Source organism: Streptomyces sp. NPDC043996 (genome assembly GCF_056435225.1).
In genome coordinates, this window is sequence record NZ_JBWKEY010000007.1 from 76,614 (window position 1) to 90,115 (window position 13,502).

General features: G+C 73.0%; 15 protein-coding genes. 4 read left to right on the forward strand and 11 right to left on the reverse strand.

Going from position 1 to position 13,502, the window contains the following annotated elements; genetic code table 11:
• Window positions 1-75 precede the first annotated feature (75 nt).
• From AC07A4_RS19640 to AC07A4_RS19655, 4 genes are read right to left on the reverse strand one after another with little or no spacing between them, the layout of a single operon-like run.
• Complete coding sequence (locus AC07A4_RS19640; RefSeq protein WP_478600122.1) at window positions 76-3,732, reverse strand: protein kinase domain-containing protein; 3,657 nt, start codon at window positions 3,730-3,732, stop codon at window positions 76-78.
• Window positions 3,729-5,057: a serine/threonine-protein kinase gene (locus AC07A4_RS19645; protein WP_478600125.1), complete on the reverse strand. Its 1,329-nt coding sequence runs from the start codon at window positions 5,055-5,057 to the stop codon at window positions 3,729-3,731. The genes AC07A4_RS19640 and AC07A4_RS19645 overlap by 4 nt, the downstream gene beginning before the upstream one ends.
• A 27-nt stretch (window positions 5,058-5,084) precedes the next feature.
• Window positions 5,085-5,285 carry a DUF397 domain-containing protein gene (locus tag AC07A4_RS19650; protein ID WP_478600127.1) on the reverse strand — a complete coding sequence of 67 codons (201 nt, stop codon included), beginning with the start codon at window positions 5,283-5,285 and terminating at the stop codon, window positions 5,085-5,087.
• A complete protein-coding gene (locus tag AC07A4_RS19655; RefSeq protein WP_478600129.1) occupies window positions 5,269-6,108 on the reverse strand; it encodes a helix-turn-helix domain-containing protein in 840 nt (279 codons plus the stop codon). Before AC07A4_RS19655 ends, AC07A4_RS19650 begins: the two co-directional genes overlap by 17 nt.
• Window positions 6,109-6,223: 115 nt before the next feature.
• On the opposite strand from AC07A4_RS19655, the gene AC07A4_RS19660 reads away from it, so the two are divergent.
• Together AC07A4_RS19660 and AC07A4_RS19665 are read left to right on the forward strand one after the other, a co-directional pair.
• Window positions 6,224-6,439, forward strand: coding sequence for a hypothetical protein (locus tag AC07A4_RS19660; protein WP_478600131.1), 216 nt, complete (start codon window positions 6,224-6,226; stop codon window positions 6,437-6,439).
• On the forward strand, window positions 6,436-6,639 hold the full coding sequence (locus AC07A4_RS19665) for a hypothetical protein (RefSeq protein ID WP_478601085.1): 204 nt from the start codon (window positions 6,436-6,438) through the stop codon (window positions 6,637-6,639). Before AC07A4_RS19660 ends, AC07A4_RS19665 begins: the two co-directional genes overlap by 4 nt.
• A 15-nt stretch (window positions 6,640-6,654) precedes the next feature.
• On the opposite strand, the gene AC07A4_RS19670 is transcribed toward AC07A4_RS19665, so the two are convergent.
• From AC07A4_RS19670 to AC07A4_RS19690, 5 genes are all read right to left on the reverse strand, one after another.
• The gene (locus tag AC07A4_RS19670; protein WP_478600133.1) at window positions 6,655-6,990 is read right to left on the reverse strand and encodes a helix-turn-helix domain-containing protein; all 336 of its coding nucleotides are present in this window, start codon (window positions 6,988-6,990) and stop codon (window positions 6,655-6,657) included.
• On the reverse strand, window positions 6,987-7,379 hold the full coding sequence (locus tag AC07A4_RS19675; RefSeq protein ID WP_478600135.1) for a type II toxin-antitoxin system RelE/ParE family toxin: 393 nt from the start codon (window positions 7,377-7,379) through the stop codon (window positions 6,987-6,989). The genes AC07A4_RS19670 and AC07A4_RS19675 overlap by 4 nt, the downstream gene beginning before the upstream one ends.
• Before the next feature lie 119 nt (window positions 7,380-7,498).
• Window positions 7,499-8,746, reverse strand: a complete 1,248-nt coding sequence (locus tag AC07A4_RS19680; protein WP_478600138.1) for an esterase/lipase family protein — start codon at window positions 8,744-8,746, stop codon at window positions 7,499-7,501.
• 172 nt (window positions 8,747-8,918) lie between these two features.
• Window positions 8,919-9,881, reverse strand: coding sequence for an N-acetylmuramic acid 6-phosphate etherase (gene murQ, locus AC07A4_RS19685; RefSeq protein WP_478600141.1), 963 nt, complete (start codon window positions 9,879-9,881; stop codon window positions 8,919-8,921).
• Between the two features lie 102 nt (window positions 9,882-9,983).
• A complete protein-coding gene (locus tag AC07A4_RS19690) occupies window positions 9,984-10,895 on the reverse strand; it encodes a MurR/RpiR family transcriptional regulator (protein ID WP_478600143.1) in 912 nt (303 codons plus the stop codon).
• An 86-nt stretch (window positions 10,896-10,981) separates the two neighbouring features.
• Between AC07A4_RS19690 and AC07A4_RS19695 the strand changes: the two genes are divergently transcribed.
• Both AC07A4_RS19695 and AC07A4_RS19700 read left to right on the forward strand, forming a co-directional pair.
• Window positions 10,982-11,338 (forward strand): hypothetical protein, encoded by a 357-nt coding sequence (locus AC07A4_RS19695; RefSeq protein ID WP_478600145.1) that lies wholly within the window; start codon window positions 10,982-10,984, stop codon window positions 11,336-11,338.
• Window positions 11,335-11,601 carry a DUF4031 domain-containing protein gene (locus AC07A4_RS19700; RefSeq protein ID WP_478600147.1) on the forward strand — a complete coding sequence of 89 codons (267 nt, stop codon included), beginning with the start codon at window positions 11,335-11,337 and terminating at the stop codon, window positions 11,599-11,601. Before AC07A4_RS19695 ends, AC07A4_RS19700 begins: the two co-directional genes overlap by 4 nt.
• A 63-nt stretch (window positions 11,602-11,664) precedes the next feature.
• Here the strand turns inward: AC07A4_RS19700 and AC07A4_RS19705 are convergent, their stop codons facing one another.
• Window positions 11,665-12,780: a GNAT family N-acetyltransferase gene (locus tag AC07A4_RS19705; protein WP_478600150.1), complete on the reverse strand. Its 1,116-nt coding sequence runs from the start codon at window positions 12,778-12,780 to the stop codon at window positions 11,665-11,667.
• Window positions 12,781-12,789: 9 nt separating this feature from the next.
• Window positions 12,790-13,437 (reverse strand): HD domain-containing protein, encoded by a 648-nt coding sequence (locus tag AC07A4_RS19710; protein ID WP_478600153.1) that lies wholly within the window; start codon window positions 13,435-13,437, stop codon window positions 12,790-12,792.
• Window positions 13,438-13,502 lie beyond the last annotated feature (65 nt).

A 13,502-nucleotide genomic window follows, 5' to 3' on the forward strand; every position in this document is an offset into this window, starting at 1 on the left:
TCACAGATATTGGCGCTTCGCGCCTCGTCCTCAAACGCCGGACGGGCTGAATTACCAAGCGCCGGACGGGCTGGATCACCTCTGGCACAGGCTCCGGTACGGGGTGTCCGGGACGTAGGTGCGCCATTCGGTGCGGGTGATGTCGCGGCCCGCCTTGCGGCAGATCGTGGTCGTGAGGTGGGCGGGGTTCAGGTCGAGGGACGCCACCCGGTTCCCGGTGAGGGCGCGCAGGACGCCGTCGCCGTCGAAGGCCAGGCGGTCGATCTCGCGGCCGGTGAGGTCGACGGGCGCGCCCAGCGACAGGCGCGCTTCAAGGTCCCACACCTGTACGGAGTCGCCGCCGACGACGGCCGCGAGGAGCTTGCCGTCGGGCGAGACGGCCGGGAACAGCAGGGAGTCCCCGGAGCGTTCGGCGCCACGGACCGTGCTGCCGGGCATCCGCGCCAGACGCTCGTGGACCGCGCTGTCCCACAGTTCGGCCCAGCCGCCGCTCTTGATGAGGACGAGGAGCTTTCCGTCGGGGGAGAAGACCAGGTCCTCGGTGCCTTCGGGGCCGAAGCGGACCCGCCGGGCCTTGCCACTGGCCAGGTCCAGGACGTCACCCCGGGTGGTGACCAGGCGGCGGCCGTCCCGGCTGAACTGGCTGTAGACGTCCGCGTCCGCGAACCGGTGCACGCGCTCGCGCGCCCGGACGTCCCACACCTCCATGACGCCGCCCCCGGGAGTGGGGACGCCCGCGAAGTCGTACTGGTAGGCGAGGTGGCCGCCGTCCGGCGAGAGGCTGATGTTGCCGACCGACCGCTGCTCGGGAACCGGGCCGCGGAACACCTCCCGGTGGGCGCGGGTGTCCCAGACGCTGACGGCGAGGTTGAGGTCGCCGCCGCGCGGCCGGAAGTCGGTGAAGGCGACGAAGCGGCCGTCGCCGGACAGCGCGTTGAAACGGTTCGCCGAGGCATCGCTCGGACCCACGCGCTGGCGTACGGGCCGGGCGGACTCCTTCCCCGTACGCAGGTCCAGGAAGTGCTGCACCGGCTGGTCGCGGCCCGAGCGGTACACCCCGACGCGGCCGTCGCCCGAGACGGCGGCGCCCTCCGTGTAGGTGCCGGGCGCGGTGCCCGCGAGGGCGGCGGCGACGTCGTAGCGGTGGACCTGGTGCGGCGGGTCAGTGACGTGGACGAGGGTCCTGGCGCGCGCGTCGAAGGCGAACTGGGTCGCGCCGGCCGGCTCCTGGCGGCCGGGAGGCACGCGGTACAGGGGCTTGCGGGCGTCGTCCAGGCCCCAGACCTCCACGGCGCCCTTCTCGGTGGTGCCCACGAAGTAGCGGCCGTCGGCGGTCAGTTCGCCGCCCTCCAGGTTCGAGTACAGGACGGAACCCGTCTCCTCGCCGGTGGTGGTGGACCACACCACCACGTTGTCGGAGTTCATCGACGCGAGCCGGTCGCCGTTCGCGCTGAAGCTGAGGGAACCGCAGGGGATGGCCTCGGTGCCCTGCGCCGTGGTGCGGAAGACGCGCTCGCGGCCGCCGGGGCCGATGGACCGGACTTCCAGGCTGTCCGCCGCCTTCCCCGGACGGCAGGACACGTAGCGCTCGCCGTCCGGGGCCAGCCGGGCCCGGCCCGCCTCGGACCAGGCGGCGATCCGCGTGCCCGACGAGGACACGAGCCGGTAGTCAAAGCCGCCGCCCTCGCCCTTCTCCTTGCGGAAGAGCACCTGGCCCCGGCCGGACAGCTCCTGCGGCGAGAACCCGGCCTGACGCGCGACCGCCTTCCCGACCGGCTCGCCGTCGCGGGTCGACACGATGCGGTACGGGCCGTCGTCCTCGTCCTCCAGGAGCAGGAGGCGGCCGTCGAGGCTGGTCAGGGGGGTGGAGAGGGTGTCCCCCAGGACGTCACCCTTGAGGGTGAGGTAGGGGTCGGCCGCCCCCTCTGGCCCCTTGGTCAGGTCCTGGAACGTCACCTTGCCCGGTGTGTACCGCATCATCGTGCGGCCGCCGGACAGCAGGACCTCCCCGGCTCCGTGGCTTCCCGAGTCCTGCGGGAGCGGGATCACGGCCGTCTCCCGCTGCGTCGCCGCCGAGTTGAGGGCCGAGCGGGACTCCGGGGTCTGGGCGATGCGCCAGGACGCCAGGCTGAGGAGGAGGGCCGTGTCGGGCTGGTCGCCGCGCAGGTTGTCGGCGGCCTGGGCGACCGAGCGGGCCGTGGCCTCGGCGCGGCGGCGGTCGGCCTCGTCGGCGTTGCGGCGGCTCTCGCGGGTCTGGAACCAGGCGATGGTTCCGGCGAGCAGGACCAGGGTCGTCAACGCGGCCAGGGCGGAGCGGAGTTGGCGTCTGCGGCGCGTGGCTCGGGCGGCCTCGGCGCGGGACGCCGCCAGGAAGCGCAGCTCCAGGGGGTTGGGCCGGAGCGGGAAGGGGGCGCTGGCGAGCCAGTCGGCGCCGGTGGTGAGGGCGGTGCCGCGCAGCAGGTCGTCGGGGCGCTCCCCGTCCGTGTGCCAGGCGAGCGCGGCCCGGCCCAGTCTTCGGTGCGTCGCGAGCCCGGCCCGGTCGGCGGCGATCCATTCGCGCAGCCGCCGCCACGCGGGGACCAGGGCCGCGCTGACCGGGCGTACGGAGTGGTCGTCCTCGTCGGCGACGAGGGCCCCGGCGGCGGCGAGCGCGGCGACGGCCGCCTCCGTCGCCTGGCGCTCGCTCTCGGGCCGGTCGGCGCACAGTTCGGCGCGGCTCGCGGTGCGTACGGAATCCTGGGAGCCGTCGGCGGCGTCGCCGGGCACGACGAGACGCAACAGGAGCTCTTGGGCGGCAAGTTGGGCCGGGCCAGGCAGCGCGGCGTACGCCGACTCCGCGCGGTCCCCGAGCGGCGGCGCGGCGGCCGTCTCGTGCGGCCGCGCCGCGCGCCGTGCGCCCGCTTCGAGGAGCGCGTGGCGCGGGTCGGCGGACTTCGGGAGCTCCCCGACGAGCCCGAGCAGCACCTCCCGCGCCGAGGGCCGCAGGTCCGGCTCCTTGGCGAGCGCCGCCGCGACCAGCGGCCGCATGCGGCTCGGCAGCGCCGACAGGTCCGGGTCGAGGGCCGCCGTGCGGTGCACGACCTCACCGATGTTCGCGCCCCGGAAGGGTTCGGTGCCGCTGGCCGCGTACAGCACGACCGCCGCCCACGCGAACACGTCCGAGGCGTCCGTGGCGCGCCGGCCCGCGAGGACCTCGGGGGCCATGTAGCCGAACGTTCCCATGATCTTGCCGGTGGCGGTGAGGGAGGTGTCCGGGGCGCGGGCGATGCCGAAGTCGATGACGCGGGGGCCGTCGGGGCCGAGCAGGACGTTGCCCGGTTTCAGGTCGCGGTGCACCACTCCGGCACCGTGGATCGCGACGAGCGCGGTCGCCGCGCCGATCGCCATGCGGGTGAGGGCGTCTTCCGCCAGCGGGCCCCGCTCCCGCACCTCGTCGGCCAGCGTGGACCCCGGCACGTACTCGCTGACGATGTACGGGGTCTCCCCGTCGGCGGCCGCGTCGAGCACGCGGGCCGTGCAGAACGACGCGACCCGCCGGGCGGCGTCGGCCTCACGGCCGAACCGCTCCCGCTCGGCGGCCTCCGCGCCCCGGTGCAGCGCCTTCACCGCGACGCGGGCGCCCTGGCCGTCGTACGCCTCGTACACGACGCCCTGCCCGCCCGCGCCGAGCCGCGCGGCCAGCCAGTAGCCGCCGAGGCGCTCGGGGTCCTCGTCCTTGAGCGGGGCCGTCATCGCCGGGCCTCCGTCAGGGGCAGGCCGTGGCGGGCGGCGAGGGCGCGGACGCGGTCCGGGAGCGGGGGTGCGTCGGCGGCCGGGGAGAGCGGGCGGGTGTGGATGTGGATGGTGCCGTCCTGGTGCTTGCGCACCCACGTCGGGTGCTGGAAGCCGACGGGCAGGTGTCCGCCGCCGCTGAGGCGCAGCGTCAGCGACGCCCTGTCGTCCACTTCCAGGGACCGGATGTCCGACCAGCGCAGGATGACGAGCGTGTCCGGGCCGCCCACCCCGATGCCCAGGTCGTTCAGGACTAGCCCGTCCTTGAAGGTGCTGAGCAGGCCGATGAGCCGGATCAGCGTGACGAACGCCCCGAACAGCCCCGCGCCCGTGATCCAGTCCGACCATTCGAGCGCCTTGAGGTTCAGGACGACCACCGTGACGAACGCGAGCGCCACCAGTGTGTTGAGCAGGACCTGAACGCCCCAGCCGCGACGGTCGCGGCGGTACAGGGCGGGCGGGTACGGCCTGCCCTCCGGGCGGGGCGGGGCCGTCTCGGTGGCGGGGTGTCCGGTGGCGTCGCCCGTGAACAGGTCAAGGAGTTGTTCTGGTGTCGGCCGCCGCGCCGGGTCCTTCCGCAGGCACGCCCGCACCACCTCGCGCAGCGCCTCCGGCACCGCCGACACGTCGGCCTTCTCGTACACCGCCTGGAACAGCAGCCCGTGCGGGGAGTCCCCCTCGAACGCGCTGCCGCCCGCCGCCGCGACCAGGACCGCGCCCAGCGCGAACACGTCGCACGCCCCGGTGATCTCCGGCTCGCCCCGCGCCTGCTCCGGAGCGATGAAACCGGGGGTTCCCACCACCGCGTCGCCCGTCAGGCGGGTGCCCTCCAGCGCCCTGGCTATCCCGAAGTCCAGGACCCTCGGGCCGTCCTCCGCCAGGATGATGTTGGCGGGTTTGAGGTCGCGGTGTACGAGGCCGCAGGCGTGGATCGCCTCCAGCGCCTCGGCGAGCGCCGCGCCCAGCGACCACAGTGCCGCCTCGTTCAGCGGGCCGCGCTCGATCTCCCGGGCCAGCGTCGGCCCCTTCACGTACGCGCTGGCCATCCACGGCTGGGGCGCGTCGGGGTCGGCGTCCACCACGGCCGCCGTGTGGAAGCCACCGACCCTCCGGGCGGCCTCCACCTCCTTGCGGAACCTGCTCCTGAACCGGGGGTCCGCCGCGTACTCCGCCCTGACCACCTTGATGGCCACGGGGCGGCCCGCCCGGGAGCGTCCCAGGTAGACGGCGCCCATGCCGCCACGGCCCAGTTCCCGCTCGATCACATAGTCCCCGACCCGCCTCAACGGCCGTCCCCCCGTGTGTCGTTGGCGCTACACCTTCAGGGAGCCGATGAAAGCGGACCAGGCCGGGGGATGGAAGAGGAGGTGGGGGCCTTGGGGGGTCTTGGAGTCGCGGACGGGGATGACCCCTTGGCGGGGGGCTACCTCCAGGCAGTTGTCGCCACCTCCGCCGCTATAGCTCGACTTCTGCCAGGTGGCCGTGCTCAGGTCGTACTCACGGGTGTTCCTCATGGGTGTAATCCTGCGCCAACGCTTCGATCAGGACCAGGGACTTCTCCGGCGAGAGTGCGTCGGCTGCGAGGAGTTCGAAGGTGAACTTCAGCTCGGCGACAGTGGCCGGGTCGTCCTCCAGCCGTCCGGTGCGTACGCCCTCGAAGTAGACCAGAGGCGGGGCGTCCTCGAAGTCCATCAGCTTCAGTGAGCCCTGCATTGCGGTGTGTCCGCCCGCGCTGAGCGGCAGCACCTGCATGATGACGCGGCCCCGACGCGCCAGGCTCGCGATATGGCGCAGGGCCTCAGCCATCACCGCGTGGCCGCCTGTCACCCGGCGCAGCGCGCCCTCGTCAAGCACCGTCCACAACAACGGCTTTGTGGGGCAGTTGAGCAGGCGGGTGCGCGCCATCCGACCGTCCACCCACTCTTCGATGGTCTCGTCCGGTGCTGTCGGAGCGAACGCTCGGTTCACGGCCCGTGCGTAAGCGGGTGTCTGGATCAACCCGGGGATCAGCATCGGCGCGTATTCGCGGAGCACCGTGGCGTCCGCCTCAGCCTCCGCCGCCTCAGCGAAGTGCTCGGGATAGCGGGACTTCGCCGCTGCCCGGCAGTTCCGGGTGAAGAAGCCCTCCGTACCAAGGACTTCGTCGAGCATCCGTGCGTGGTCCGGCTGCATCCGCCGCGTACCGGCCTCTAGTTGGCCGATGAACGAGCCGCTGACGAAGATCCGGCTGCCAAGTTTCTCCTGGTTGAGGCCGGACTTCTCGCGGGCGTGGCGTAGCTCCGCGCCCAGTAAGGCACGGGGGTTCGAGGACGGGTCGAGGTCTTTGGGTCGTGTCATCGGTGGGGGACTCCTCGGACACCGGGGGCTGTTGGGTGGCCTGCGCTTTTCAGGGTAGGCGCGAGTGAACACCCTGGGTGAGGAACGTTGAACACTCAGTAGAAAGGCGTACGCGATGGCGATGACACCGGAGGAGCGCGGGCGGGCCGCCGAGGACGTGGTGGAGGCCTTGCGGACGGAGCTGGCCCGCCTGGGCGTCACGCTACCGTCCCTGCGGGTGGACCCGCTGACGATGGTGGCCGAAGCCCCGTACCCGCTGGTCGAGTTGGGGCGCTGCAACCTCGACACGGCGATGCGGCTGGTGACGGTGCTGCGGGGGGCGGGCCGGTGAACCCGGGGGAGTACGCCGTCGACGTACGGGACGGCAGCGTCGGCCAGGTGATGGGCAGCGAGGGCGGCTACGTGCAGCTGCGGCCGGTGGGCGGCGGCCGGGAGTGGGACTGCCCGCCGGAGGCGACGGCGCCCGCGTCGACGGGGGAGGTGCTGCGGGCGCGGGTGCGCCAGGTGAACCGGGAGGGGCGGCTGCCGTAGCCTGTGGCCTCGTGGTCAGGCGGCGCGGTGGGCCGTGAAGGAGACCTGTTCGTGGTCGGCGTCCAGGTCGATGCTCAGGGACGCGTCCATGGCCGAGGCCAGGCGGCGCAGGAGGGGGAGGGTGGGGACGGAGTCCGCGCCTTCCACGCGGGAGACCTTGGCCTGGGTGAGGCCCGCGCGTTCGGCGAGTTCGGCCTGGGTGAGGTCGAGTTCCCGGCGGCGGTCGTACACGGCCTTGGCGAAGGCCATGGCCAGTCGGATCTCGGCCCGCTCGGCGGCGGCCTCGGGCGGTTCGGCGTAGCCCTCGGCGAGCTTCTTCTCGCGGTGCAGCTTCCAGCGCGTGTGGCTCACGTCGCGTCTCCGTCCTTCTCCTGGTCTCGCTTGTCCCGGTCATACGTCAGATGGGCCGGCCCATGTCCGCTCTCGCAGACGCTACGGGCCTTCACGGCTCGCTCGACCTGATCCGCTTCACGCATCCGGGTCTTGTGGAAGACCGTGAGGAGCACGATGCGTCGACCGGGCGCGAACCAGTACGTGACGCGGGTCTCCTGGCCGCCCAGAGTGGGGCGGAGTTCGTACACGCCATCGCGTAACGGACGAGCGAAGGGCATGGGAGTGAGCGTGCCCATGCTCGCGAGTAACTGGGCGTACTCCTCGATCTTCCGATGCTCGCGGTCGGCCAGGAGCTCAAGCCAGGCGCGGACCTCCGGCTCCATCTCGATCGTGTAGAGGGGTTCCATGCCACGACCGTATTATGTTGTGCACGACATAATACGGCCTGACGATGGTTCCTGCGGAAGGCGGGCGGCGCTTCGGTGGGTGTGGGCGACGCCCGGCCTCCCGCGTCAGGGGGGCGTGGCTAGTCGGGCAGCCGGTCCATGATCCAGGTGCAGAGTTCCTCGGTGATGCGGGTGTGGCCCTCGTTCTGGGAGGCGCACAGGAAGTCGTCGAGGTCGGTTTGGTCGGGGGAGAGGGAGTTGATGTCCGCGTACAGCTTGTCGTCGGAGTCGAGGTCGCGGACGGCGACGGCGCTCACGGCGGGGACGAAGCTGTGGGACTTGATGGGGGCCTCGGACTTGAAGCCGAGGAGCGGCGGCAGCGCGTTGAAGCGGTTGGCGAGGATCTCGAAGCTGTTGAGGGTGCCGCCGGGGGCGCCGTCGATGCGCGGCAGGCCGGTGGTGTGGATCTCCTTGGCGGGCGGCGGGGTCACCACGCGCAGCTTCGCTACGAGTTGATGCTCACCGGGCGACTGCGTGAGCAGCCTGCTGCCGAGGACGGACAGGCCCTTGCCCTCGAAGGCGAGCTTGCCCGGCTCCACGCCGTTGCCGGTGCCGTCCCCGGCGCCGTTGGCGACGCCGATGAGGCGCGGGATGCGCGGCCAGTTGCCGACCCGCTCGAGCTCCGTGAGGAACTCCGTGCGCAGCTTGCTGGTCGCGGGCGTGTCCTGCCACTCGGCGATGTGCTGCCAGAGGAGCTGCTGCGCCGCCGGGCTGTTCATCTGGTCCGAGAAGCTGCTGTTGAGCTTGCGGATGTAGTGCGCGAACGACTGGAGCGCGATGGGAATCCAGGCGCCCCGGTGCGGGCTGTCGTACGAGAGGTACAGGCCGGTCCGGTGGTCCATCCGCCGCATCTCCAGGCGGGCCAGCGCGTAGCGGGTGACGAGCCCGCCCATGCTGAAGCCGCCGACGGTCAGGCGGGATTCGCCCAGCTTCTCGGCGCCGGCCCGGATGATGGCGGCCTCCGCCGCCTGCGCGTTGTCCAGGATGGAGGCGCTGCGCTCGTTGAAGCCGACCAGGATGACGTCCCGGCCGCGCCGCCGCAGCTCGCTGAGGAACGGGAAGTCGTGGCGGTCCAGGTAGTCCCAGGAGTCGTTCAGGCTGCTGGGGCCCGAGTTGAAGCCGTCCGCCAGGATCACGGGGCGGGTCAGGTGGCTGTTGCCCTCGCCGTAGTACACCCAGGCCGTGCCCTGCGGCAGCGGCCACACCTCGTTGGGCTCGGGCGCGGCGGCGGTGACGGGCTGCGTCGGGCCCGAGCCGAGCGTGATGGGCGCCGCCGCCCGTAACGCTTCCTGGATCTGCTCCTCGCTCGGCGGCTGCTCTTCAGGCATGGGGTCCCCTCTCGGATGTGCGCGTAGACGTGTCAGCCGTACGCGTAGACATGTCAGCGCGATGACATGTGGTGACATCCTCGGTACACGGGGTGATCGCGGGAACCCGTGATTCGCGCCATTCCCGTCACGTCCGAAGAAAATCGCACATGACCGGAAACGCGCCCTTGCGTCAGGCGGTCGGGTTCGCGTCCGCGAGGGCCGCGCGCAGGTGGCCCCGCGACTCGGCCAGGAGGCGGGCCGCCGTGGGGCCGTCCACCTGGCCGAGAATCGCGAGGATCGCGTTCTTCACCTCGCCGTCGGTGGCGGCGAGCGCGCGCTCGATCTCGTCGTCGGACGCGCCCGTCGCCAGCGCCACGATGCGGCGGGAGCGGGCCCGCAGCTTCTCGTTGGAGGCGCGGACGTCGACCATCAGGTTCCCGTACGTCTTGCCCAGACGGATCATCGTGATCGTCGAGATCATGTTGAGGACGAGCTTCTGTGCCGTGCCCGCCTTCAGGCGGGTGGAACCGGTGAGGAGTTCGGGGCCCACGACGACCTCGATGCCGTGCTCGGCGGCCGCCGCGAGCGCGCTGTCCGCGTTGCAGGACAGGCCGATCGTCAGGGCCCGGCGGGCGCGGGCGTGCTCGACCGCGCCGATCGCGTACGGCGTGCGGCCCGACGCCGAGACGCCGACCACCGTGTCGTCCGGCGTGAGCGCGAGCGCGTCCAGGTCCTCGGCGGCCAGGGCCTTGCTGTCCTCGGCGCCCTCGACCGCCGTGACCATCGCGGCCGGGCCGCCCGCGATCAGGCCGAGCACGTCACCGGGGTCGGTGTTGAACGTCGGCGGGCACTCGGACGCGTCCAGGACACCGAGGCGCCCGGCCGTGCCCGCGCCCGCGTAGATCAGGCGGCCGCCGCGCGCCATGCGCTGCGCCGTGGCGTCGATGGCGGCGGCGATGCGGGGCAGCTGCGCGGCGACGGCGGTGGGGACGGTCGCGTCCTCGCCGTTCATGATCCGGGCGATGTCCTCGGTGGGCAGCCGGTCGATCTCGGCGAGCTCGGGCCGGAAGGCCTCGGTGGTGAGGGAGGCGAGCTCGGCCCGCAGCTCGCCGTAGCCGTGGCCGTGGTCGTGGCCGTCGGGGGTGGAGGTCATGAGGGAGTGGCTCTTTCAGGGAAAGGGCGGGTGGGTGGGGACAAGCCCGTCCGGCGTTTGAGGACGAGCGCGCAGCGCGACACGCGGCGAGCCGAGGCGGCCTCAGCCGGCCCGGTGCCGGTGGGCCAGAGCCTCGTACGACGCCGCGAGCGCCGGCGCAGCCGTCTCGTACGTACGCTGGGCGACCCCGACGAACAGGCAGTCCACGACGAGCAGTTGGCTCGTCCGGGACGACATCGCCGCCGGGCGCAGCTCGCTCTCGCGGGCCGTGGACGTGGTCAGTATGTGGTCCGCGTAGCTCGACACGAGGCCGTCCGGGCGTCCTGTGATCGCGATGGTGGTGGCGCCGTGCTCGAAGGCGACCCGCAGCGGCTCGATCACGTCGCCCGTCGAACCGGAGTGCGTGATGGCGATCGCCACGTCCTTCGCGCGGAGCGTCACCGCGTTGGTGACGGCGAGGTGCGGGTCGGAGTGCGCGTGCGCGACCTGGCCGATGCGCAGGAGTTTCTGCGCCAGGTCCTGGGCGACGAGCCCGGACGCCGCCATGCCGTAGATCTCCGTGCGCCGGGCGGCGGCGAGCGCGGCCACGGCCGCGCCGAGCTGCACCGTGTCGAGCGCGGCCGCCGTGTCGGCGAGGGTCTGCTGCTCGTCGTACGCCAGCTTCGCGACGACGTCCGCGATCGGGTCGTCCACGGCGATGTCCGCCGTGACGGCCGGGGCCCGGCCCGACTGCTGCTGGGCGGCGAGCCCGGCGAGCGCCAGGCGCAGGTCCCGGTAGCCGGGGTAGCCGAGGAGGCGGGCCGTGCGGACCACCGTGGCCTCGCTGGTGCCGGTGAGCTCGGCGAGGCCGGTGACCGTGAGGGCGGCGCAGCCCGCCGGGTCACCCGCGACGGCCTCCGCTACCCGCTGCATGGAGCGCGTCATCGACGGGGCGAGCGTGCGCACCTTGGCCGCGAGGGCGGCCGGAGCGGGCGGGGCGCCTCCGGCGAAAATTTCCTTCACGTCAGACGTCACCTTTGAAAGGTATTTTCAGGGTGGGGGCGGGTCAAGACCCCGGCGGCCGTCGCCCCGCGTGGGGCGCGTGGGGTGACAATTGCCGTATGGACACGATTGACCCCCTGGAGCAGGCGCTGCACGCCGCCCGCGCGCTCGTCCTCGCCGACCTCGCCGCGCGCGAGGTCGCGCAGGCCGACGTCGTCTCCTTCGTCGAGGAGGCCGTGGCACACCGCCGCTGGTGGGTCGAGCAGTGGCCCGAAGGCGCCGACTACGTGGCCGGGCTCGTCGCCCAGGACGTCCAGGACAAGATCCTGGAGCGGTACGGGCGCTGGCCGCTGTGCCCCGTCTGCGGCTCGGGCGATCCCCACGCCCTGGACGTGGAGCCGGAGCTGGGGCCCGATCCGCACTGGGTGTGCGGGAAGGCGGGGGTCGTCGTGGCGGCTGTGGGGAGCCTGACGTGACCGTCTATATAGATCCGCCGGTCTGGCCCGGGCACGGGCGGCTCTGGTCGCATCTGGTCAGTGATGTGTCGTATGAGGAACTGCATGCGTTCGCCGCGCGGATCGGGGTGCCGGAGCGGGCGTTCGAGCGGGATCACTATGACGTTCCGTCTTCGCGGTACGCGGATGCCGTGGCGGCGGGGGCTGTGGAGGTGGGGTCTCGGGAGGTTGTGCGGGTGCTTGTGGGGGCGGGGTTGCGGCGGCGGAAGGGGCGCGGGGTTTAGGCCTCGCGGTGCGCCCCAGGCCCGCCCCTTTCCCGAAACCGGGGCTGCCGCCCCGGGCCCCGCTCAACCGCAATTGGCGCTCCGCGCCTCGTCCTCAAACGCCGGACGGGCTAGATAGGTTCGCTGGCCCTCTCGGTCCGCGTCTCGGGTGTAGCCCGCTCTGGTGAGGACCGCCTCGGAGCGGGTGTTGCCTTCGGCGACCACGGCTCGTACGCCCCGGACATCCGGCAGGGACAGGGCCCACTTCGTCAGCGCGCGGAGCGCCTCCGTCGCGTAGCCGTTGCCTCGGGCCGTGGGGACCAGGTCGTAGCCGATCTCCGCCCAGCCCTCGTCGTCGGGGGCGCCGTGGAAGCCCATGGCGCCCAGGGCGCGCTGGTCGGTGGTGCGGATGATCGCGTAGGAGCCCCACTCGGGGCGGTGCGTCCCGGCGGCGTACGCCTTCGCGATCAGTGCGGCGCCGGTGCGGGTGCCCTCGCAGGGGCCGCCCTCGATCCAGTCGAAGCCGCCGGTGCCGCCGGTGGCGAGGTCGGCCAGGGCCGGGGGCGCGATCTCCAGGAGGGCGATCCGGTCGGCGGGCAGGTGGATCTGGTTGTGCCAGCGCCAGCGCTCGGGGCGGGCCCGGCCCGGCAGGGTGGCGCGGCCCGTCGCCCACAGCAGGGTCCGCCCGTGCGAGGCGCCGTCGCGGGCGGGCGGCACGTGCGGGAACTGCCAGGCCAGCAGCGCCTCGCAGAGGTCCTCCGGCGGCTCGTAGGCGATGTCGAAGGCCCGCAGGATGTCGTACGTGTGCACCAGCAGCTCCACGATGCCCATGGCGGCGAAGCCGCGCGCGTCCGCGCTGCCGTACGGGAACGGGTGGAAGCCGCGCACCCCCGCGGGCGTCGTGCGCACCACCGCCGCGAGGAGCCCCGCCGACGCCTCGACCGCGTGCACCGCGCCCGCCGGGCCCGTGCCCTCCTCCAGGCGCACGTCGATCGGGACGTACGTCGTGGTGGTGCGGCCCGTCAGCTGCGCCGCGTACGCCGTGAAGTCGCTCGTGATGTGCGCGGCCGTGTCGAGGCAGCTCCACTCCAGGCCGCCCGCGGGCCGCGTCCAGTCGTACGCGTCCGTCGCCGCCGCCCGCAGCGCCCGCACCGCGTGCGCCGTGGCCCGGTCGATGTGTTCCGCGCCCATCTCCAGCATGCGCCGAGGCTACGTCAGCAGGGCCAGCTCGGCGACGAGGTTCTCGCGCGCCGGGGACTCCCAGTGCGCTGCCCCGTACGGGGTGCGGAACAGGCGGGGCAGGGCCAGGAGTTGGCGCAGCACGTTGGCGCGGCCCTCGCGGAAGGCCTCGTCAGGGACGAAGGCGTACTCCTCGCGGACCGCCGCCGCGTACGCCGCGTAGGCGTCCGGCGGCGAGGCCAGGACCGCCAGGTCCGCGTCGCACAGGACCTCGCCGTCGCGGTCCCCTTCCGCCGGGTCGTGCGTGATGGTCAGCCGTACCAGGCGGGCCACTTCAGCGGTGTCCGCCGCCGTAAGGCCCGCCTCCGGCAGGGCCCGCTCGGCCAGACGGGCGCTGCGCTCCTCGTTCTCCGAGCGGTCCGGGGCGTAGACGGCGTCGTGGAACCAGGCCGCGAGGCGCACCAGGTGCGGGTGGTCCGCGTGGCTCTGGAGGGTGTCGATGTGGTCCAGGACCGCGGTGAGGTGGGTGGGCGTGTGGTAGCGGCGGTGGGGCTCTGACCAGCGGGCCAGGAGGGCGTCGGCGTAGGGGGTGGGGTCGGGGGGTGTGGGTGCGGGGTGGCGGGCCGCGGTGAGGGTTTCGTGCCAGCGGGTGTGGAGAGGGGCGGTGGAGTGGGCCATGGGGTCACGGTACGTGCCGGACGGGCTGGAACCGGAGGGTGTCGTGCCGTTGCCATTGAGGGCGG

Coding starts and splice junctions, on each gene's coding strand:
- AC07A4_RS19640 (WP_478600122.1), bottom strand. CDS start 3,732: ATGACGGCCCCGCTCAAGGACGAGGACCCCGAGCGCCTCGGCGGCTAC.
- AC07A4_RS19650 (WP_478600127.1), bottom strand. CDS start 5,285: ATGAGGAACACCCGTGAGTACGACCTGAGCACGGCCACCTGGCAGAAG.
- AC07A4_RS19655 (WP_478600129.1), bottom strand. CDS start 6,108: ATGACACGACCCAAAGACCTCGACCCGTCCTCGAACCCCCGTGCCTTA.
- AC07A4_RS19660 (WP_478600131.1), top strand. CDS start 6,224: ATGGCGATGACACCGGAGGAGCGCGGGCGGGCCGCCGAGGACGTGGTG.
- AC07A4_RS19675 (WP_478600135.1), bottom strand. CDS start 7,379: ATGGAACCCCTCTACACGATCGAGATGGAGCCGGAGGTCCGCGCCTGG.
- AC07A4_RS19680 (WP_478600138.1), bottom strand. CDS start 8,746: ATGCCTGAAGAGCAGCCGCCGAGCGAGGAGCAGATCCAGGAAGCGTTA.
- murQ (WP_478600141.1), bottom strand. CDS start 9,881: ATGACCTCCACCCCCGACGGCCACGACCACGGCCACGGCTACGGCGAG.
- AC07A4_RS19695 (WP_478600145.1), top strand. CDS start 10,982: ATGGACACGATTGACCCCCTGGAGCAGGCGCTGCACGCCGCCCGCGCG.
- AC07A4_RS19705 (WP_478600150.1), bottom strand. CDS start 12,780: ATGCTGGAGATGGGCGCGGAACACATCGACCGGGCCACGGCGCACGCG.
- AC07A4_RS19710 (WP_478600153.1), bottom strand. CDS start 13,437: ATGGCCCACTCCACCGCCCCTCTCCACACCCGCTGGCACGAAACCCTC.